The sequence below is a fragment of the Microbulbifer taiwanensis genome (assembly GCF_014904815.1).
Classification (GTDB): domain Bacteria; phylum Pseudomonadota; class Gammaproteobacteria; order Pseudomonadales; family Cellvibrionaceae; genus Microbulbifer; species Microbulbifer taiwanensis.
Genome location: NZ_JACZFR010000049.1, coordinates 1 through 20,857, shown reverse-complemented (window position 1 = coordinate 20,857; position 20,857 = coordinate 1). Strand labels below are relative to the sequence as shown.

General features: G+C 58.2%; 17 protein-coding genes and 5 tRNA genes. 3 read left to right on the top strand and 19 right to left on the bottom strand.

The window, feature by feature from the left end:
- Window positions 1-22: 22 nt before the first annotated feature.
- From IG627_RS16590 to IG627_RS16525, 14 genes are all read right to left on the bottom strand, one after another.
- Complete coding sequence (locus IG627_RS16590) at window positions 23-1,858, bottom strand: hypothetical protein (protein ID WP_193193668.1); 1,836 nt, start codon at window positions 1,856-1,858, stop codon at window positions 23-25.
- Between the two features lie 10 nt (window positions 1,859-1,868).
- Complete coding sequence (locus IG627_RS16585; protein ID WP_193193666.1) at window positions 1,869-4,631, bottom strand: glycosyltransferase family 4 protein; 2,763 nt, start codon at window positions 4,629-4,631, stop codon at window positions 1,869-1,871.
- Between the two features lie 50 nt (window positions 4,632-4,681).
- The gene (locus IG627_RS16580; RefSeq protein WP_226865310.1) at window positions 4,682-6,103 is read right to left on the bottom strand and encodes a mannose-1-phosphate guanylyltransferase/mannose-6-phosphate isomerase; all 1,422 of its coding nucleotides are present in this window, start codon (window positions 6,101-6,103) and stop codon (window positions 4,682-4,684) included.
- Between the two features lie 44 nt (window positions 6,104-6,147).
- Window positions 6,148-7,020 carry an NAD(+) kinase gene (locus IG627_RS16575; protein ID WP_193193664.1) on the bottom strand — a complete coding sequence of 291 codons (873 nt, stop codon included), beginning with the start codon at window positions 7,018-7,020 and terminating at the stop codon, window positions 6,148-6,150.
- A gap of 185 nt (window positions 7,021-7,205) precedes the next feature.
- Window positions 7,206-8,228 (bottom strand): 1-aminocyclopropane-1-carboxylate deaminase/D-cysteine desulfhydrase, encoded by a 1,023-nt coding sequence (locus IG627_RS16570; protein WP_193193662.1) that lies wholly within the window; start codon window positions 8,226-8,228, stop codon window positions 7,206-7,208.
- A 75-nt stretch (window positions 8,229-8,303) separates the two neighbouring features.
- Window positions 8,304-9,089, bottom strand: coding sequence for an RES family NAD+ phosphorylase (locus IG627_RS16565; protein ID WP_226865308.1), 786 nt, complete (start codon window positions 9,087-9,089; stop codon window positions 8,304-8,306).
- Window positions 9,086-9,451: an MbcA/ParS/Xre antitoxin family protein gene (locus IG627_RS16560; protein WP_193193660.1), complete on the bottom strand. Its 366-nt coding sequence runs from the start codon at window positions 9,449-9,451 to the stop codon at window positions 9,086-9,088. Before IG627_RS16560 ends, IG627_RS16565 begins: the two co-directional genes overlap by 4 nt.
- A gap of 306 nt (window positions 9,452-9,757) precedes the next feature.
- Window positions 9,758-9,834 (bottom strand) — tRNA-Asp (locus IG627_RS16555).
- Between the two features lie 26 nt (window positions 9,835-9,860).
- A tRNA-Val gene (locus tag IG627_RS16550) sits at window positions 9,861-9,936 on the bottom strand.
- 98 nt (window positions 9,937-10,034) lie between these two features.
- Window positions 10,035-12,248: a DUF6351 family protein gene (locus IG627_RS16545; RefSeq protein ID WP_226865306.1), complete on the bottom strand. Its 2,214-nt coding sequence runs from the start codon at window positions 12,246-12,248 to the stop codon at window positions 10,035-10,037.
- Window positions 12,249-12,673: 425 nt separating this feature from the next.
- Window positions 12,674-13,300 carry an adenylyl-sulfate kinase gene (gene cysC, locus IG627_RS16540; protein ID WP_193193655.1) on the bottom strand — a complete coding sequence of 209 codons (627 nt, stop codon included), beginning with the start codon at window positions 13,298-13,300 and terminating at the stop codon, window positions 12,674-12,676.
- Between the two features lie 181 nt (window positions 13,301-13,481).
- Window positions 13,482-13,557 (bottom strand) — tRNA-His (locus tag IG627_RS16535).
- 211 nt (window positions 13,558-13,768) lie between these two features.
- Window positions 13,769-13,845: transfer RNA gene (locus IG627_RS16530), tRNA-Arg, on the bottom strand.
- A gap of 20 nt (window positions 13,846-13,865) precedes the next feature.
- Window positions 13,866-13,942: transfer RNA gene (locus IG627_RS16525), tRNA-Pro, on the bottom strand.
- 394 nt (window positions 13,943-14,336) lie between these two features.
- On the opposite strand from IG627_RS16525, the gene folD reads away from it, so the two are divergent.
- From folD to IG627_RS16510, 3 genes are read left to right on the top strand one after another with little or no spacing between them, the layout of a single operon-like run.
- Window positions 14,337-15,182: a bifunctional methylenetetrahydrofolate dehydrogenase/methenyltetrahydrofolate cyclohydrolase FolD gene (gene folD / locus IG627_RS16520; protein ID WP_193193653.1), complete on the top strand. Its 846-nt coding sequence runs from the start codon at window positions 14,337-14,339 to the stop codon at window positions 15,180-15,182.
- 4 nt (window positions 15,183-15,186) lie between these two features.
- The gene (rsuA, locus tag IG627_RS16515; RefSeq protein WP_193193651.1) at window positions 15,187-15,879 is read left to right on the top strand and encodes a 16S rRNA pseudouridine(516) synthase RsuA; all 693 of its coding nucleotides are present in this window, start codon (window positions 15,187-15,189) and stop codon (window positions 15,877-15,879) included.
- Window positions 15,880-15,884: 5 nt separating this feature from the next.
- The gene (locus IG627_RS16510) at window positions 15,885-16,895 is read left to right on the top strand and encodes a class I SAM-dependent methyltransferase (RefSeq protein ID WP_193193649.1); all 1,011 of its coding nucleotides are present in this window, start codon (window positions 15,885-15,887) and stop codon (window positions 16,893-16,895) included.
- A 175-nt stretch (window positions 16,896-17,070) separates the two neighbouring features.
- Here IG627_RS16510 and IG627_RS16505 read toward each other — a convergent pair whose 3' ends face one another.
- The 5 genes from IG627_RS16505 to IG627_RS16485 form a co-directional block, all read right to left on the bottom strand.
- Complete coding sequence (locus IG627_RS16505) at window positions 17,071-17,526, bottom strand: ferritin family protein (protein WP_193193647.1); 456 nt, start codon at window positions 17,524-17,526, stop codon at window positions 17,071-17,073.
- A gap of 103 nt (window positions 17,527-17,629) precedes the next feature.
- Complete coding sequence (locus IG627_RS16500) at window positions 17,630-18,376, bottom strand: methyltransferase domain-containing protein (RefSeq protein WP_193193646.1); 747 nt, start codon at window positions 18,374-18,376, stop codon at window positions 17,630-17,632.
- 11 nt (window positions 18,377-18,387) lie between these two features.
- Window positions 18,388-18,873, bottom strand: coding sequence for a GAF domain-containing protein (locus tag IG627_RS16495; RefSeq protein WP_193193644.1), 486 nt, complete (start codon window positions 18,871-18,873; stop codon window positions 18,388-18,390).
- A 109-nt stretch (window positions 18,874-18,982) separates the two neighbouring features.
- A complete protein-coding gene (locus IG627_RS16490) occupies window positions 18,983-19,420 on the bottom strand; it encodes a hypothetical protein (protein WP_193193642.1) in 438 nt (145 codons plus the stop codon).
- A gap of 123 nt (window positions 19,421-19,543) precedes the next feature.
- Window positions 19,544-20,758, bottom strand: a complete 1,215-nt coding sequence (locus tag IG627_RS16485) for a Wadjet anti-phage system protein JetD domain-containing protein (RefSeq protein WP_193193640.1) — start codon at window positions 20,756-20,758, stop codon at window positions 19,544-19,546.
- Between the last annotated feature and the right edge of the window lie 99 nt (window positions 20,759-20,857).

The following is a 20,857-nucleotide window of genomic DNA, read 5'->3' as shown; positions in this document are numbered from 1 at the left end:
GAGACTTCTCAAACAGTAGTGGTTACCGCCTTAGACGCGCTTTCACTCGCCCCATCAGGCTCCTCTTTTCGACTCTATAAGTCACAGTTTTCTGGTCTAGGCCTGCAACTTGTTTCCACCAGAAGTCCCAGCCTTTAGTTGACGTTAGGCCGCTTCCCGCCAGCGACTCAATCAGGATTGGCAATTTTTTGATAATCGAGGACAACATTGCTCCGTCCGCGCCGGTTATCTGCTCACTCAGATCAATATGTATACTTCCTGCTTTAACAATCAAACTGGCTTGCAACTTGTTGCCGAATTCGTCAGAAAACTCGGTAGGCCAAGCCTCCAGCGGCGGTTTATTGCCCTCCAGTTCCCGGAATTCCAGTGCCAAGTTGTACCTGTTCCTGTGTTCAGCTGCAGTAAATTTAAAACTGTAACTTGGGTATATGCGCGTACCGAACTGTAAGTTGCGACAATCAAACCAGATGTGGTTGTAACCTTCCGAGACCAATTCTTCCCGGAGGTGCACGTCATCAACCGAAATGAAGGAATTCACTCCCTCAGCTTTCTTCGCCAGCTCGATGGCAACCAAACGCCAGTCGCGTATATCTTCTATTGAGAGACTTTCTGCACCTTGTATGCTGCCACTTGTAAAGTGATCTCTCAGCACATTGACAATACTAAATACAAGCTGGCGATCTTCAGTATTCATTTCCGCTAGCAACTGTTGCTGTTGAGTGCACTCTTCTTTATCAGCATCAGGAATAAATAGCAAGAATGGACCGTGATCATCATGCATTTCATTCGGCCATGACGACAAGGCATTCACACCACCTTCGTTTGCGCGGAGCTCTAGCGCTGCCATACCAGCCTTCAATACTAGTTTGCATGAGAGGCTGTCAAAGTCGCGGCCGTCGGCCAATACCAGGCTTGATAGCTTTAAATGGATATCTCTATATCCACTTTCCGCATAGCTTCCAACTATTTCTACGGCCGACACCGAGGAATAATCCGACGAGTGGGAAAGGGCTGCCGGAGAGCCGTGCTCTATTGCACCGGCCCCGAACTTTTCGTATTTCAGGAAGTAGTGCTCCAACTCTTCTTGCAGCTGATGGATCTGCAGCAGGGACAGCCCGAGTTCATCCTCGAGCTCCTTATTACTTTTACCATTCCCTGTTAACAACGATTCGGCCGCGAGGGAGGCTAGGTATTCGCTTCTCGAATAGGGATTGCCACTTTGATCGAGATCCGCACCAGGCAGGGAGGCCGCCAACTGCAGTTTTCCATACAGCTCCTGGTGGGCAGTGAACTTTTCAACCATTTGAGGAGCCAGCGCTTCAAGCACCGAATCCGCGGCCCTTGCCCTCATGAAAGCGAGCGATGCCTCCCCCCCCATCAAGTTGCTGTAGATACCGCTGAAATCTAAAGCTTGCTCTTGGGGCGCAAAGATGTGAACTAGAGCACTGGTCTCCCGGTTGCATTGGAAAAAGTTGAGAATCGACCGATTAGCCTGGGCCCAGGCTTCCAGCGCGATATTCACCTTAGACAGGTCACCACCCGTGGCTCTATATACGCCGGCAAATACCGCTTCCGGCGCTTGGTAGACCAGCAGGAAGCGGTACTCTGCACTAGCAGCTTTCAGTTGATCCAGTACTTTGTAGCTACTTGCATCCGCCCAGCCCTTCTGGCTATTGCCAGCTTCACTTGGCAGTACGCTTCCCGGACTACGGACACCTCGCCACTCGATGGTGTCGCCGAACTGCTGACAAAATTCTTCCAATAAGCGAGGAGCTGAAGAGCTCTCACCTACGACGGAGTGTTGTTCCTGCTTATAGATTGGGCAATCGTAACCGGTGACAATAAGGGTGTTACTCATATTTTGAAGCCTAAGATACCGAATTCAATTGTCTTTCTGAGTTCAGGTTGTCTTCCTGGGGAGAGATTGCTGTTGGGCTCCCCTTCAGAAGACACTCCCAGTTTCGCAGGTAGTCATTCATACTGTAACAGCCCACGAGCCTTTGTATTGCTGGGCCGACCTCTTTCCATATTTGTTGCCTCTCGAGCAGAACCTGGATCTGCTCAGCCATTTCCTGCGGAGCTGACGCAGCGGTAATACCACTCAACTCCAGCTCTTCGGCAGTAAATGCGCGCAGTGCATGAACGGTGGCGACAAAAGGACAACCGAGGGCCAGGACCTCGTTGGTCTTGATGGGAATGCCCTCCCCCGCGATATCCGGCAACACAGTCACCCGCGTAAACTCGTGCAGGTTTGCGAGATCCTCCACATATCCGATGGAGAAGACTTGAGTCTTCAGGCTGCGTTTCACTTTGAGGTACTTGCCGATGGTTCCCACCAATCCCAAGGTAGTGTTTTCCGGTAAACGGGGAAAAACCTGTTCCAGAAAATGTGTTACCGATTCGATATTGGCCGGGTGGCCATCCGCTATGATCAACAGGTCGAATGTCTCCGGCAGACTACCGAGTCTATCGAAGCGAGATTCTGCTGCCAGAAGAGCTCCAAGGCTTGGGTAGCGTTTCTTAAGCCGCCGAGCCAGTATTGGCGGAGCGATAAAATGCGCTTTGTCCCCCACGGCCTGCTCGATGATCTTGTGTTCCGTCCGGTTCAGGTTTACCACCGCATCATAGGTATTGAGCAGCTTCAGCTCATAGTCCAGCTCGGCATCATAGCGATCCCGCAGTTCAGGACGGCGCAGCAGCAACTGATTGATCTGGATATCGTGGGTTTCGCAGACAAACTTCTTCGCAGGAATATATTTGCGCGCGAAGTCGTTATTGAAGATATGGTTGACCAGTGCCAGCTCAACATTGTTGCTCTGCAGGAAGCGGATCAGGGGTTTGTCAGGATCACTCCAGGTACTGTGGATATTCTCGCGCTTGAAAAAAGCGGGGATGCGCTTGCGCAGTAGCTGGTAGAAGTACGCAGCCATCCGCGGCAGTGTAATATTCTTGAGAAGTACGCGCACGGCCATGCCGCCGCTGAACTCGCGGCCAGCGCGCATTACCTGGTAACAGGTGTCCACCTGGCCCTGACGCAGCTGCCAGGGTTCTGTCTTCACATATATTTCAATTACGAAGTAGCCTTGCTCCACCAGGCAATCCATCTGCGTATCCAGCACGACGGAAGTGCCACAGCGGGTCCAGGCAGGCTTGACCTGCACGGCTATGGGCTTTTCTCGGCCCTCTACCCAGCCTGCTTCATCCAACAGTACCGCATCGATCGCCGGCGCATGTTCGGGTTTGAAGGCGGCACCCGTGCTGGCCAGGCTGGCGCCAATCCGGATGGCATCAGCTATGCCCTCACCGTTGTCACCATATGTGCAGCGCTCGTCCGCCAGTAGGCTGGCATCAGCGATGCCTTTGTGGCAGACCACCGGAATATTCAGCAGGCGCGCTTCGTGCACAATGCCGGAGATGCGGTGTCGGTACTCCTGCCCGTAGGGAATCAGGATCAGGTGAAAGCTGCTCAAAAACTCCAGCCACGCGTAGGCGCCGTCCACGCTGGAATAACCACTGTAAGTGCAGTTACCTTGTGAGGGCAGGCGGACACGGGCCACGACCGATTCGTGCATGCAGAATTCCACATCGCGCTCTTCGGCGGCGATGCTGGCGAACAACTGTTCCAGACTTTCGAAGTTCTTGTCGCCGCGGTATACACCGGGTATCAGGACTTTTGTCCGACCCTTGTCGTCGATGGCTCTGTGCGGAAGGCCCTCGGCGAGCGGGAAATTGATTTCGTTTACCACCTGAGGGAAGTAGCCGCACCACTCCTGGCAGTATTCGCTCAGGGGCTTGTTGGTCGAGACGATTTTCGCCCGATTGAACGGCAGGGATTCAAGCACCCGCTTTTTCAGTTTTGCCGGAGAAAAACGGGTGTACACGGTGTTGTAGATGGTCCAGTCTTCATGGACGATGAACAGTGCATCGCAGCCGTAGTTTTTATTTGCCTGGATCTTCAGTTCAAGCAGGGATTCGAAGGTCGGCCAGAGCATGGTCTGCATGACCAGCAGATCGCCCTGACGCAGGCCTACATCTTCGAACGCCGCTTTCAGTTCCTTTGCCGCCAGGTCAGTGTGGGCGGAAGTGCCGCGGCCGAAGGTGAGCAGGTACAGCTGGTGGAAGAGCGCGGGGAGGAACCACAGGAAATTACCGATGGCTACGGAGATTGCAACCAGGGTACCGAGCGGGGACTTCTTTTCCCAGATGCCATTGTTCTGCTGCAGGCGCGTAAAGACGTGGTCTTTGAAGCGGGTGAGCTTTTCGAAGAAGCTGGGGCGGTAGCCGTCTTTGAAGGCGCTGTTGTTGTACTGGTCGAATGACAGGCAGGGACGCACGTCGATGGCGTTATCGCCCTCCCCACCGAATTGCCTGTGGGAGAGTACGACAGCCGGGAGGCCCAGTTCTTCGGCGATACCCTTGGCGTAGCGGTAGTTGTGCCCCTTGCAGTCTTTTAGCTGGGGGTCGACGATGACCAGCCTACCGTATTTTTCTTTGACGCCTTGGTTCATTTGTACAACTCGAGTTTTAACTGAAACCGCAATGAATTTTTGTCTGGAGTGATTCCGCGCTAGATAAGCAGCAAGAATGTGTTCCAATTTTTCTTTGGTACGCGCGGCGTACCCTACGGCCATACCTGGCTTGTGTTGACGTCCGCTCAGGCCATCCCTGGCTTTATACGGGTTTATGCCGGCTGGGCCTGCCTTCCGTAGATGTCGTCGAAGCGGACTATGTCGTCTTCACCCAGGTAGCTGCCGCTCTGTACTTCGATGATTTCCAAGGGCAGCAGACCGGGGTTAGTCAACCGGTGCTTGGCGCCGATGGGGATATAGACACTTTCATTCTCGGAAAGCATGATCTCCTCTTCATCGCGCTGAACGATTGCCGTGCCGGATACAACTACCCAGTGCTCGGCACGGTGGTGGTGCATCTGCAGGGACAGGCTGGCACCGGGGTTGACGGTGATTCGCTTGACCTGGAAGCGATCGCCATTGCCGATGGAATCGTATTTACCCCAGGGGCGGACGACTTCGCGGTGCAGCAGATGCTCGTCCCGGCCGGCTTGCTGGATTTTCTCGACCAGTGCTTTGACTTCCTGGGCGCGGTCTTTCGGGGCCACCATGACCGCGTTCTTGGTATCGACGATAACCAGATCCTTGACGCCAATGGCCGTTACCAGATGGTCTTCACCGAATACGAGGGAGTTTTCGCAGTCTTCCAGGATAACGTCGCCTAAGGCGACATTGCCCTGGGCGTCCTTATCCAGCGCCTGCCACAGGGAAGCCCAGGAGCCCACGTCCGACCAGCCGCACTTCAACGGCACTACATAGCCGTTCTGGGTGTGCTCCATTACTGCGTAATCCACACTGTCGGGCGGGATTTTCTCGACCACCGCCTGATCCAGGCGCGTGAAATCGCTCTCCTTGGCAGAAGTCTTCATTGCCTCAGTAGATACACTGGCGATTGTTGGGGCGTACACGGCGAGTTCAGCCATATAGGTTTCGGCCTGGAAGAGGAACATGCCCGCGTTCCAGTAGTAATCGCCGGAGGCGAGGTACTCTTTTGCCGTGTCGAGGGAGGGCTTTTCGACGAACTTGTTGATCTTGCCGATCAGTTTGTTGTCGCCGCCTTCCATCTTGATATAGCCGTAACCGGTTTCGGGGGCGTCGGGCACTATGCCGAAAGTCACCAAGCCGCCCTGCTCGCTCTTCTCGATACCGGTTTTGACCGCATCGTGGAAATGATCGATGTCGCTCAGCAGGTGATCTGCGGGGAGTACGAGCAGGCCCGGGTTTTTGTTTGCTTCCAGCGCGGCCATGGCGGCAAAGGCGATGGCCGGGGCGGTATTCCTGCCCACAGGCTCGATAACGATGGATACTTCTATGCCGAGTTCATGGGCCTGCTGAGCCACCATAAAGCGGTGATCCTCGTTGCAGACGATGATAGGGCGCGCGTAATCGGTAACGCGCTGCAACGTCTGCTGCAGCATGGTGTGTTCGCCGGTGAGGCTGAGCAGCTGCTTGGGCAGCTTCTGCCGGGATTTAGGCCACAGTCTTGTACCGGAGCCGCCACACAGAATGACCGGTACTACGCTGCTTAAATCCATCTCGATCCCCTTTTTACTTCTCGTCATTTTGGTTTTATTAATCACTAAGAGGCCTGCCAATTCAGTTTTGATCGGCAGGTTTCATAAAAGTTGTGTTCCAGCGGGTGCACCAGGGTCAGGCGATGCGGTTTCTTGTGAATGCGAACCACATCGCCCGGCTCGGTGATGACCTGATCGTGCCCGTCGCAGGTTACGTGCGGATTGGCGGTGTTGTGTTCACCCACAATGATTTTGAACTCGCTGCTGCCCTCTACGACGATCGGGCGACTGCTGAGAGTGTGCGGGTTCAGTGGCACCAGCACTATGGCATCCAGCTTAGGGTGCATGATGGGCCCACCGCCTGACAGGGCGTATGCCGTGGAGCCGGTGGGGGTCGACACAATCAACCCATCCGAGCGCTGGGTGTAAACGAATTGACCATCAATATAGAGGTCAAATTCGATCATGCGGATAAATTCACCCGGGTGAAGTACCACATCATTCAGGGCAGAGCCCTTGCCAATCGGCTTGCCGTCGCGGGTAACGGACATATCCAGCAGGAAGCGACTCTCGGCCATATATTTGCCGGCCAGCACTTCGCCTACTTTCTGTTCGATTTCATCCGGGGTGATATCGGTGAGGAAGCCGAGGCGCCCGCGATTGATCCCCAGGAGTGGTACGCTGAATTTGGCCAGCGCGCGGGCGGCAGCGAGCAGACTGCCATCGCCACCGACGACGATGACCAGGTCGCAGAGTTCGCCAAGCTTGCCTTTTGGTGCCACACGGGCGTTGTGGTTGGGGGCTGCACTGGCGGTTTCCTGCTCCAGAACCACTGCGAAGCCCTCCCGCTCCAGGAACGCCATCAGGCGTTTGAGCGAGAGGACGGCACTATCGCTTTCTGTACGGCCAATCAGGCCAATATTCTGAAATTCCGACACCGCTCCCCCAATGGTGCCCGAATCTGGGCCCGGCGATTGATGCTTTTCCTGTCGGCCCACCTGATTATTTTTTGTGCACCGGTGGAAAAAGCTTCCCCAAAATTGTGACAGGCGATTATGCCTTAGCTTGCCTGGGGAGTCGAACGAGGATGGAGAGTCAGTGGAGTTCGCCTGAACCGAGCTATTCATTTTTTGTTCGACGCAGTTGGTTCAAATCCGCGCCGACCCTGGAGGCCACCGGAATGTACCGCCAGTATCTTGCTGCCGGGGGGGATGCGACCACTAATGGCTTCTTGGTGCAGGCCGTACATCAGCTTTGCGGTATACACCGGGTCCAGGAGGGTGCCGGTTTGGTGTTCGAAGGTTCGCTGGAATTCCTGTAGGTATGGGGGATATTTAGCGTAACCGCCGCAGTGGCACTGATTGATCAAAAAAAAATCAGCTGGAAATCTAGACAGGTTGCTTGTAGGAGTTCCCGTTCCCCCCTCCCCAACCTCTCCCCCGCAAGCGGGAGAGGGGCTTTTCAGTGCCTCCAGCCAGTGCTGCGCGTCGCGGCGAATTGAGTCACCTGCCTTTAGGACTTCTACGCCGTAGACTGGGAGGCTTGTGACTGAAGAAGCCAGGCCCGCCAGGGTCAGGCCGGTGCCGCAGGCTAGCCATAGTTGATCGAATCTGATCGGAGCTGTCGCTTCAATTACTTTTCCCAATAACTGCGCACCTCTGGCACCGGCCAGGTTGGCGCCTCCCTCTGGTATATAGAGGGCATTCCCCTCATCTATCCCCAGAAGCTTCAGAAATTCCGGCTGACTGCGCTGTCTGTATTGCTCGCGAGTGACGAACCTGAGATGCATTCCGAAGCGTTCGGCATCCTGTAGGGTGGCACTTAGCTCTGGCGGGCGTTCGCCGCGGATTATGCCTATGGTACGGAAGCCGAAGCGGGTACCGGCAGCTGCGGTGGCGTGAATATGATTTGACCAGGCGCCACCGCAGGTAATCAGAGTGTCGGTGCCCTGCTCTGTTGCTTCGATCAGGTTATAGAGAAGCTTGTAGGCTTTGTTACCCGAGATGATGGGGTCGAGGAGATCGTCTCGGCGGATCCAGACTTGGATGTTGGGGAAGAGGTCGGTTTCTATGCGATGGTATGGGACTTCGCTAGCGGCTTTGATGAAGGAGTCCAAGTCAAGGCTGGTTAAATAGCGGAGCTGCATGTGTTGGCCGGGTTGTGTTGGCGCGCATGGCGCACCCTACGGTAATAAGCGGATTCGCGAGTTGTAGAGATGATCTTAGGCTGGCCGCGGCAGTATGCCGTCTATCTCGAAAGCCTCCAAAGCGAAACTCCGCGTTTCCGTCCTGTCGCCTGACTTCACCAGAAATACTACTTCTTCGCTACCAGTTTCCGCAGTTACATCCGCTTCCTGTGTTGGCGGCCTCTTGAGCAGCGCCCCGGGCTCGAACAAGGCCACGTTAATGCCTTCGGAGTTGTTCGCTGGCAACTGGGCCAAACCCGCCAGCAAAGCGCGGGCCGAGGGCGCTTCGAGGCCGGCGATTTCGGCATCGCGCAGCTGGCGGCCCAGGTTCAGGCAGTAGCGGTAGTCCATTGGGTGCGTCAACGCCGGCCAGTCCTGCTCCCAGGCGGGAGCCTGCAAGCGTATGCCCGGATCGGCGCAGTATTTGGCGGAGAATATATTGTGGTAGCTGGTCACTGGCTTAGGCGGGGCCGGGTCCATATCGTGGATAAACAGCAGCCGGTAGTAGGCAGCTTCGGCCAGCACCGTGGGAATTGTCTTGCTTCCGTAGAAAATGCCGGATTCCGCAGTGCCGCCGAAGCGGGATCCCCAGGGCAGCGGCGGGTAGCGAAAGGGTGTGGCGAGAAGGTAGTGCAGCTGTTCGCTGCCAGGCAGCCGCTGCGGCTTGCTCTGCTCCAGCAACTCTTCCAATACCCGCTGTTTCTGCAGGTTGTCGACCAGGCTGCGGGTGGCGACCTCTTCCTGAGATTCGATGATGCGGTAGAGGCGACCGAGGAGGCGAACCTTGCCGGATTCAATGCGTCGGGAAATATCCGCGCTCAAACCTTGCCCCGCATGGCATCCAGGTAGGTGACGATGCGCACCAGACCATCGATGCGGTTGGCCAGTTCCTTCGGTATGCCGTTGAGGGCGCGGTTGGGCGTGGCGAACCAGTAGCGGGCGCCGTCGGCACCGCCCATCAATACGAATGCGGCGCGGTAGGCGCGCACCAGCAGCAGGGCCAATTGACCGGGAGCACTATCAGGATCCAGGCCGCTTCTGCGACGTAGCGTGCGGTCGTCCAGGTGGATGATTTCGCCGAGCTCTTTCTTTTTCAAGCCCAGGTGGTCGGCGGTGTTTAGCAGTGCTTCGAGGAGGACTGCGTCGCCGCTGGGTTGGGGCTGGTGATTAGGAAGTGAGCTCATTGGTGAGCCTCATACAGTGGATTTGGTCACTTGACCGAAATATAGAGCTAAATCGGTCAAAATGCAATGCCAGAAAGGATCGGTAAGGAATTGGTGCGCGCGGCGCATCCTACGGATAAGGCACCGATGCACCAGCGTTACCCAGTAACTTGAATGCTCGGGGCCTTGTTAAACAGATTCAATCAGGACTGGTAGAGCACAGGATTGTGGCTCCTGAACTCGCGTGTTCCACCCCGGCAGTCAGCCCGCACAAAGATTCCCGCATACGAAAAAGGCCCTCACTCTCATGAGGGCCTTTTCGAAAAATGGCGGACCGGACGGGACTCGAACCCGCGACCTCCGGCGTGACAGGCCGGCATTCTAACCAACTGAACTACCGGTCCGCGGTAGATGCACTCCCTTGAAGGAGTGGTGGGTGGTACAGGGGTCGAACCTGTGACCTACGGCTTGTAAGGCCGCCGCTCTCCCAACTGAGCTAACCACCCATCTTGCTGCTCTGATGTTCGGGGCCTTGCCCCTCGAGCGACGCGCATCATACCGGATTGCGCTGGCCTGTCAACAAAAAGCGCGCCAGAATTCTCGGCTAGTGGCTCGCACCCTGCCCTCCCGGCAGGGTGACCGATACCGGCTGCGCCTTCTCCTCTTCCAGCTTTTCTTTCGCCAGGCGATCTACAGACCGCCGGTAATCGGGCTCGATCAGCTGACCGGCAATTTTCACCGGGCTATCGCCGGGTATCAGGTCTTCCTGCGGTCGCGCCAGGTCGGGTTGATTGTAGTTACAGACCCCGGACGGAAAAATCCGCTCCATATCCTCGATACGGGCCGCTATCTCATCCGTGTAGGGCGCGTAGATGGCCTTGGCCAGTGCCCTTTCAACTGGCTGCAGCGCGCATTTGAACACATCTCCGGAAATCGGCGCCCCGGCCACCTGACGCGGGGTGCTGTAGATGGGGTATTCCTGCATGCACTCACCAGTGGCCTGGCTGTTCCACACGCCATTCCAGACATCCGGGCCTGCCGCCAATATGTTGCCCTCGCTATCGAAACACTGGTCACTGGCATCTACGGGCCTGTTGGCGGCGACGCCGGCACCCGGATTCTCAATGATGTTCTGCATCCAGCGATCCATGGTATCCAGGGCTTCGTCGAGGGGGGTGTAGTTCCTGTGACTCACCCAGATCAGTTGGTTGTCGGCGTGACCGCGGGCGCGGCGAATGCGCTCGCGGGCGGAGAAGGAGGCGGAGCTGTGGTGCATATCCAGGTCTCGGTCGAGGTAGTGGCGCAGGTCAATCATCGGAATTTCCACATCCCCGAGGAACACATGACCGGAGCGATAGATGCCCTCTATTGCCTCCCGACTGGCACGACTGCGTTTGGCGGGCCTGTCCAGGTTACCCAGATTCATATTCTGCTCGCTCCAGACTGAGAGCCGGGCAGGAAAGACATCGCCATTCAGGAACCACAGTTTTTCATCGCCCTGGTCCTGCTGCGGCTTCCAGCCGCCGATGGTGGCGTTGATCTCGAGGAAGGTATCCACCGAGATATTGCCACTGACCAGCGCCTCCAGTCCGTACTGCACGCCCTCATTGTCCCAGGCGCTGTTGGCATAGCCGGTGGCATCGGCACCATAAAACTGGCGCAGATCCTCCCAGTGAGACCAATGTGTTTTGCGCGCCACATCGTCGGCGAAGTTCTTGATGAAGTGGACAAAATTGGGGTTGTTCACCAGCGGCACCAACCCGCGCCAGCCCTGCGTACACTCGGTGGCGCCCTCGGTACCGTCGCGGTAGCGGCCGTCGAACAGGGAGGCGGCCAGCTTCAGCGTATGGAAGCGGCTGGTGGCGTCACTACTGGCAGACAACCCCTGTATGGCAGTGCGCTCCGCTGCGTCCCGCCAGCGCGGATTGTCCGCCTCGACCACGTCGAAGTAATACTCCAGCGGCTCACAGTCGAACACATAGATGGTCTGGCTGACCATATCGGGATAGGAATAGAGAGGGATGGCCGCGTCCAGCAGTCCCGGCGCATTCTGCGCGAACAGATATTGCTGTATGGCCCCACCGGACCCGCCCAGGCCAACGGTGTAGAGCGGCTCGCCGTAGAGGGCCGTGAACTGCCTCTTCAGTCGCCACGCGGTATCCTCTGCGAGCCAGATATTGTAGTGATTGCTGGTCTGGTTGGCGGTGGAATAGACAATCGCATAGCCGCGTGCCAGCTGGTCCGCGCGGCGGGAGACGATATCACCCTTGCTGATATCCCCCTGTCGGCGACCTATGCCGACACCGCCGCGGAGCTGGTAGATCAGGCGGCGATTCCAGTTGCTGGCGCTGGGCCTGCCGGCCGATTCCCCCTCCCCTCTCAGTGCCGCTACAGCGTAGAAGAAGCGGTTGATGGTGCCGGTTTCCAGGCGCACCACGAAGTCGGTGACCTCGCCGTTTACCGTGACCTGGTCAATATCGCCATTGGCCTCTTCCAGTGGATGGAAGTCTCCGTCATTGGTACTGCGGTAGAAATAAGTCACTTGGGTCGAGTGGCTGCAATCGCGGCTGTAGCCGATGATTTCCCCGGTCTTCTGCCCTTTTTCATCCAGGGCAAATACGGGAACCCCCTCGCCCCCTTGGTTATCCACCAGCGGTTGGCGATTGGTGACTTCGTTTTCTCCGCAGTAGAAGGGATAGCTCGAGGGGCCGGCAAACAGCGTCTCCACCGGCCCTATTTCGCCGATAGTGATCGGAAAGGGGAAGTATTCCGGCGGGCGCTTCATCACCCGCGGGTGGGGCCCGGCATAGGCAGGCATGGGGCGGTGCTCAAGCGCCCCCTTGGGAACCCCGACTACCGGGGCTTCGGGCACACCGGGAATTCTCGGCAGCTTCTGATATCCATACCAGGCGCCAACCCCCACCAAGGCCACAATGGCCAATACAACCCCAGAGAGTATCCTTGCTCTCCGCACCGACATACTCGCCTCCACAGCTGCTTACTTCGTTATTTGGTACAGCTTGAGTATATGTAGGGATAGGCGGAGCGACCGGCAGTTGGCGCCGAATGGAACATCAATAGACAGCGATCTGTGGCCTGCCATTCACGGCGGAACCGGAGCAGGCTCCCACAGGTAGAGAGGTAGGGTGCGCCGAGCGCATCAAAGGGCATCGGGGATTGCGCCCACTTCCATATGATGCGCGCGGCGCACCTTACGGGAGTGGGCGGTCAGACAAGGTGTACTCAGGCAATAATGCCGCGGGCCTGGAGGCTGGAGATGATCATATCGACCTCCTCTTCCAGGGCCATCTGGTCGGTGCGCAGATGCAACTCGGGAGAAATCGGCGCCTCATAGGGATCGTCGATACCGGTAAAGCCGCGGATCTCGCCGGCGCGGGCCTTCTTGTACAGACCTTTCGGGTCGCGGGATTCCGCTTCTTCCAGCGAGCAGTCGACAAAGACTTCAAGGTACGGCAGGTCGCCTTCCGCATGCATGCGGCGCACCAGCTCGCGGTCTTCGCGGTAGGGGCTGATAAAGCTGCTCAGCACCACCACCCCGCTATCGGCGAAGAGCTTGGAGATCTCGCCCACACGGCGGATATTCTCCTGGCGATCTTCGGCGGAGAATCCCAGGTTGGAGTTGATACCCAGGCGGATATTGTCACCGTCCAGGCGGTAGCTCAGTACACCGCGGGCAGCCAGCGCCTTTTCGACGGCGACGGCGACGGTGCTCTTGCCGGATCCGGACAGGCCGGTGAACCACAGGGTGACGCCTTTGTGACCGAGGATGCTCGCCCTGTCATCGCGGGTTACGTCGCCCTCATGCCAATGTACATTGGTCGCCTTGCGCTCAAGTGTAGTAACGGTCACCGATCACTCCCAAGTCTCAATATTTCATTTCCGTGTCTCTTCCGCAGCTCTTATAACCAAAAGCTATCAGAAGATCGAGGCGTTTATTATCAGGCAACGGCGCAGGCACCGTAAAGCACCTGCTTATAGTATCTGGGCCCGAAAACGAGAAAGCCCGGCATAAGCCGGGCTTTCTGGAAAATGGGGTGGCCGACGGGGATCGAACCCGCGACCTCAGGAGCCACAATCCTGTGCTCTACCAACTGAGCTACGGCCACCATTAAAAGTGCTATGCATCAACGTCTTGTGGCGACGCTGAGAACCCCAACCTGGCACAAAGCCCGGCAGGGCCAGAGCGACCGTTTGCAAAGCACCGCTTTGCAGTCGTTCTGGCACCCATCAGCTTGCTGATGGGCCGGAATAGTCCTGCGACTCAAAACTGGCAGCGGATTCTATCGAAACTGCCAAGCCCAAAGCCACCCAAAAGTTTGGCACGCCCGGCAGGACTCGAACCTGCGACCATCCGCTTAGAAGGCGGATGCTCTATCCAGCTGAGCTACGGGCGCAAGGTAACCCGGTAAAAGTCTGGTCGGGGCAGAGGGATTCGAACCCCCGACATCCTGCTCCCAAAGCAGGCGCGCTACCAGACTGCGCTATGCCCCGAAAAACCTGTTCCATCGCCGAGGTCACGTCTCGCGAACAGCTGCTGTAATGCAGCTTCGAAGCCGCCTCCCCTGCGAAGAGCGCGCATAATACTGACAGCCCCCATGTGAGTCAACGGCGCTAAGCTATTCTTTTTGCAGAAGTTTAGACCGTCAGTCGGGGCTTGTGACCAGGTGGGGAAATTATTCGCGGCCTGTGCGAAAATAGCGCGCTTCGCAATCCGGGCCGGATGCCATGGACAGATACCTTGTAGGAGCGGCCGGTGGCCGCGATCGATCTCACGGGCTGCCTGAAAGCCTGATCGCGGCCACCGGCGGATGGCCGCCCCGCTGCTCCTACAGGAAATCGCCTCCGGCCATAAGCCCAAGATTCTTTATTGTTTGAGATAGCATCTATGTCTGCACTGGTTCTGGACGGCAAAGCCCTGGCACAGAAAACAGAGGAAGAACTCTCGGCCCGTGTGGCCGCACTGAAGGAAAAGAGCGGCGGCCAGACGCCGATCCTGGCGACCATCCTGGTGGGTGACGACCCCGCCTCCGCCACCTACGTAAAAATGAAGGGCAACGCCTGCCGTCGTGTCGGCATGGACTCCCTGCAGGTGGAGCTGCCCTCCTCCACCACCACCGAGCAGCTACTAGCCAAGATCGAAGAGCTGAACGCCAACCCCAATGTGCACGGCATACTTTTGCAGCACCCGGTGCCGGCGCAGATAGACGAACGCGCCTGCTTCGACGCCATCGCACTGGATAAAGACGTGGACGGCGTTACCTGCCTCGGCTTCGGCCGTATGGCCATGGGCGAAGAGGCCTACGGCTGCGCGACGCCCAAGGGCATTATGCGGCTGCTGGAAGCCTACGAAGTCGAACTGGAGGGCAAGCACGCCGTCGTCGTCGGCCGCAGCCCCATCCTGGGCAAGCCCATGGCCGCCATGCTGCTGAACGCCAACGCAACAGTGACCATCTGCCACTCCCGCACCCGGGACCTGGCCGATCATATCCACCGCGCGGATATTGTTGTCGGCGCCGTGGGCAAACCGGAATTTATCAAGGCCGAGTGGATCAAGGACGGCGCCGTCGTGGTGGACGCCGGCTACCACCCCAGCGGTGTCGGCGATATCGAATTGGGCCCACTGGCGGAGCGTGCTGCCGCCTACACCCCGGTACCCGGCGGTGTCGGTCCCATGACCATCAACACCCTCATCTACCAGTCTGTGGATTCCGGCGAGCGCAAGATTGGCTAGTGCGATGCGGCTCGACAAGGCCGTCAGCCAGGTAACCGACCTCTCGCGCGCCGAGGTGAAGCGCGCCGCCAGGGCGGAGCGCATTACCGTCAACGGCGCAGTGGTCACCGCCCCCTCTTCCAAGGTCGAGGAATCCGACACCCTGTGCCTGGATGGAGAGCCGCTGCTGGAGCCGGGGCCGCGCTACTTAATGCTGCACAAGCCATTGGGCTATGTCTGCGCGACCAAGGACAGTGAGCACCCTACGGTGCTCGACCTGGTCGATGAACCCAATAAATACAAGCTGCACATCGCCGGCCGCCTGGATATCGACACCACCGGACTGGTGCTGCTCACCGATGACGGTCAGTGGTCCCATAAGGTCACCTCCCCCCGCCACCACTGCGACAAGACCTACTATGCGCACCTGGCGGAGAGGATCGGCGAAGACGCGGTAGAGAAGTTTGCCAAGGGCATCTGGCTCGACAACGAAAAGAAGAGAACCAAGCCGGCCCGATTGGAGATCCTCTTCGCCAACGAGGTGCGCATCACCATCAGTGAAGGCCGCTACCACCAGGTAAAGCGCATGTTCGCCGCGCTCGGTAATCGGGTTCTGGAACTGCACAGGGAAAGGATCGGCGAAATCCTGCTGGAAGAGGAACTGCACGAGGGTGATTACCGCTTCCTCACCCCGGAAGAAATCGCCTCGGTACAATAAAGCCCATGTCCGCCCTACTCGACCAGGAACTCCAAGTCTCTCCGCGGGAAACCCTGTGGATTGCCGATGAAAACAGCAAGGCCCTGTTGCAACAGGGTTTCACTTTCGCCGGCGACCTGCTCAGCAACCGCTGGGATATCGCCAAACTGGCGGAGGACAAGGCCGGGCGCAGCTTTTTCAGCGACTTTCACTTCGAAGAGCTGGGGCGCAAATACCGCCGCATCGTCTACACGGTCTCCAAGGAAAAGGCGTTGGTGCACCACATCGTCAATCGCGCAGCGGAATTCCTCGGCGAGGGCGGCGAGCTGGTGTTGGTGGGCGGCAAGCAGGGGGGCATCAAAACCTACGCGGCCAAGGCCGCACAGCGCTTCGGCTGCGCAAAACAACTGCAGAAACACGGGGCAGAATACTCAAGCACCAATGCACTGCAGGACCGCGGCGGCGAAAAGATCGATGACCTGAATTACACCCAACTGCGCCGCCTCGAGGAACTGGGCGGGCTCTACAGCAAGCCGGGTCTGTTCGGCTGGAACAAAATCGACCGCGGCAGCGCCCTGCTCGCGGAGCAGTTTGCCACACTCCTGCCGAATGACGGCGCGCATGTGGTGGACCTGGGGTGCGGCTACGGCTATTTAAGTGCCCAACTGGCCATCCGGGGAAACTACTACTTTACCGCCACCGACAACAACGCTGCCGCCCTGCAGGCCTGCGAGAGGAACTTTCGCGAGCGGGGACTGGAAGGCGTCGTGGTACCCTCGGACGCCGGCGCCGAATTGGAAAACAGAATTGCCGACCTGCTGGTCTGCAATCCGCCCTTTCACCAGGGATTCCAAGTCGAAGGCGATCTCACTGATCGCTTCCTCAAACAGAGCGCGCGCCTGCTCAAAACTGCTGGCTATGCATTGTTTGTGGTAAATGAATTTATTCCGCTGGTGAGAAAGGGCCGGGATTATTTTTCAGGGGTGCAACTGCTGGCCAAAGACCAGGGCTTTTGCGTCTACAGACTCGACCTGTAGATACTCTGTTGCAGTTCGAGCATTCATTGATTCGTCATACGGGCGCAAGCCGGTATCCGGTTTCGGGGACGCCTGGATTCCGGCCTTCGCCGGAATGACGAGAAAGCCTTGCTATAAGGGCGAGCGCAAGGTCCGCTCTGATACCTCATTCCCGCGATTTCCCATCGTATGCGCGTCAGTAATCCCGCAGATTAAACAGGTTCATGGACAGCGTATGCTCTTCCAGCTCTTCCAGTTGCCGCAGGCGCTCGAAGGCATCCCGCGCGGAGGGGGTTTCCGCTCCCTGGGCCAGGTCGCGGTACTGGTCGGCCAGGTAGATCTCGATATCCATCGCCAGTCTGGCGATCTCGTCCAGGTCGTTGATGTCGATATTGCGCAATCGCTGCAGGAATTCCTTGTCTCGCCCCTCGGGGGCAAACTGAACCCAGGTGTGTAGCGCACCGGGCGTCAGGTCGGCGTGGAAATTTTCCAGTGAATGCTTCATGGAATCCTCGCGCCGTTTCAGCTGGTCCAGCAGCAGCTCGACCCGCTTGTTGGGTGCCAACTGCTCGTATTCACCGTACTGCTGCGCCAGCTTGGCATGAAAATCCCGCCCCTCCTGGATCACATCCTCCACTGTTTTGTAGCGCATCGGCCATTCCCGGGAAAACAATTGCCTTTTATCAGTATAGACACGCAGTGACAAAGGGCGCCAACCACCATTGGCGCGGCAGAGAGCCCGAATTACGGATTTGTCAGGGCAGGCGCTTCAATCGGCAGTTCAGCCGACGGGAGGGGTTTTGCGGGTTGATCCTGTCCGGCGCTCGCGCGGTCAGCGCCGCCAGGGACAGCGGTTGCCTGCTGACTGCCAGGACAGCATTTTCGTAGGCGGTCATCTCCGCGGTCCAGGCGCCGCGCAGCTGGGTGCTAATATCCCGCTCGCGCCAGCCGCTGTCCAGCAACTCGCGCCGACTGCCGAAATTACTCACCAGCAGCCCATCGTCGCCCAGCAGTTGCAACAGCTTGCCACACCAGGCCGGGTCCGCCGCAACAGCGCGCTCCGCCTCGCCGCTTCCGTGGCCGAACAGGTCGTCGATGATCAGGTCAAAGGAATTTTTTCCTCTGGAGGCCAGCTGATCGGCAACGAAATCCCGGGCATCGGCACACACCAGCTGCGCCCCCTGTACACCGAAATATTTTCGCGCAATGCGCAGGTGGGTCGCATCCAGGTCTACACCGACAATCTTCTCCGGTCCGACAAACTGCTGCAGAAGGCGGATCAGGGCGCCGCCGCCAACACCCAGCAACAGTACGGACCGGACCTGGCGCCCGGGAAGAAAGAAGGCCGGCAACAGCAACAGCTCCCACAGGGATCCCTTCAACGGATCCCGTGGATTCCACTGGGAATGGAAGACACCGTTGCTATACAGGCGCACGCTGGCACCGTGACTGCGCACCTCATAGTGGTTGCCCCCTGCCCGCCTCTGCCATAACAGCGCCATAAAGCTGCACTCTAGCGGCTGTGTGGAATAACCGGGGGAATCTCGGAGCAGTTCAACAGGATCCGGGCAAACTCCTGCAGCCCGGTCAGGTCTTCGACGCCAAACCTGGCAACACTGGGACTGTCGACATCCAGCACACCGAGGCAGCGCCCGCCGGCAAAAAGCGGGATGACCACTTCGGACGCGGAAACCGCGTCACAGGCGATATGACCGGGAAACTGGTGTACGTCCTCCACCAACTGGGACTCGCCGGTCGCCACAGCGGTACCGCAGACGCCGGCACCGACGGGAATCCGCGTACAGGCCGGCTTGCCCTGGAAGGGCCCCAGGCGCAGCTCGTCGCCGTAGAGAAAATAGAAACCGGCCCAATTAATATCCGCCAGCTCCATAAACAGCAGCGCGCTGGCATTGGCGGTATTGGCCAGCCAGTCCCGCTCCCCGGAAAGCAGGCCAGCCAATTGTTCGTTGAGTGAAGAGTAGAATTTGTTCGATGGCATAATCCGCTCCGGGCCGATAAATCCGGGCTTTGCCAGCAATGACAAAGCCCCCAAACTGTCCGCGACTGCGAACAATCTGGGGGCTTTGGGTCAGGATTCAATACCCCAGTTATTGATAGGGGTCGGTCACCGGCTGCTCAGCCTGGTATTGCTCGGCGTCAACTGTGGGTTTGTTCCAACCACTGTCATCCGCCTCCTCACCGTCACGACCTCGAATGGCCGGCGGCGCGCTGGTGACGTCGGAGGCAATCAGTTGGCGCGCATTGCCAGTAGTCGCCGCAGGGGCCGTGGCGGTGGTGGCCGGGCGCTCCTCGCTGCGGATACGGCTGGCGATGGTCTTGAGGTTCGGACGGCGGCGCTCGGCCAGCTTGACCGCCTCCAGTTCGCCATTGAGGCGGTTGACCTCCGCCTGCAGGTCGCCCAGCTGCGCCTGCAGTTCGGTTATCTGGGTGAGGACACCCTTGACCTTGCGGCTCTCTTTTTCATACAGCACAGCGGCGCCGCCAAATGCCAAAACGAAAATGACCAGAATGGAAAATTGACGCATAGCAATCTCCGGAAAATTCCCTTTATCAATAGAAAGGTTATTTTTACAGCAAAGTTGCCGCATCTTCCGAGAAGTTGCGCATAAAACGCAATACTGAAAACTGACTGCGCAGCCCCGGTCAACTCACAGGTCGCTATCGTCCACTGAGGCAATCAGCTGTCCGGCGGTCACCGCCTCCTGATCCACACAGCGCCCCGAATCCACCAGAGCGGGGATCAGATGGTTGTCGGCATAGGCACATCCCGTCGACAGTATTGCCTTGTGCCTCTCCTTCCCCGCCTGCTGCGGCAGGTGACCACCACTGGCGAGCAGCCTGTCGAGCAGTGGTTGATACCCCCGTTGCCAGCATTCGAGATCCGGGAAGCTGCGCCTGAGCGCGGCGGCGATATGCATGCCCTCATAATCCAGGTCGCCCCAGAAATAGACCGGCAGCGCCCGCAAAGCCTGCCCCTGCCACCACTGCAGGAAGTCTCGTCGCGCCTCCATGGGGATTTCATTCAGGGTACTGAATCGGGCAATGCCGGGGGCGCGAACCCGCGCCGCACCGCCGCGGTAGCCCTCGATATACACCAGCGCCGTAACAGCGGGCTCCAGATCCGCCAACCAAAGGAAAGTGTCCTGGTTCTCGATCAACAATACCCGCTCCATCTGTGCCGGCAGGTACAGATGCATCAGCAGCGGACGCTCGCGAATTCGATTGCCCATCGACGGGAAGAGTGCGGAAACCAGGGACTGGCGCCAGCCGCTATCCAGGTATTTGGAGTCGCCGAGAAAGCAGCGGGCCGACAGCTGTCGCCAGGACATGTTGCTGGAAGTCTCCAGTTCTCTACCAATGGAGCTCCAGCAGGCGAGTAATTCCTCGAAATCTTCGAATCCCGGCTCCAGATCCAGGCCGTCCACAGGAAAGGCGTCCACATTCTCGAAATAGCCTTCGAATCGCGCCAGCGCCATTCGCCACTGTGGATTCACCAATAGCGGGCGCGGTCGCTGCAGCCAGTCTCGGATCAGCGGTTCACTGGCATCCCTGAAACTGAGCCGCGCCCCTTCCCACGGCGCACGACCCGCGGAGCGGCGGCCCGCCGGCCTGATGGAGAAACAGCGGTACTCGTTGGCCAGCCATTTCAGCTCGTCCCAGAGCAGGCCGTCATCGTGGGTGGGATCGTTGAATGGCGCCAGTGCGGCGCGCAGGGCACGAGGGGGATTTTGCGGGTTCAGGGTAACGGAAATCGGCTTTTCGTCACCGCTGAGAATCTGCTTGTCGCGCTTTTCCAGCACATATTCCAACAGCCCCATAATCACCGGATTTGCCGCAGCCCACTCGGGTAACTGCCGTGCCATCTGCGTCTCCTTTTATGGCTATTTTTTTAGGAGCGGCGGGGGGGGCCTCCCCCCCCCCCCCCCCACCCGGAGGATGCGCCCCCCATTAAGGTTTCCCCC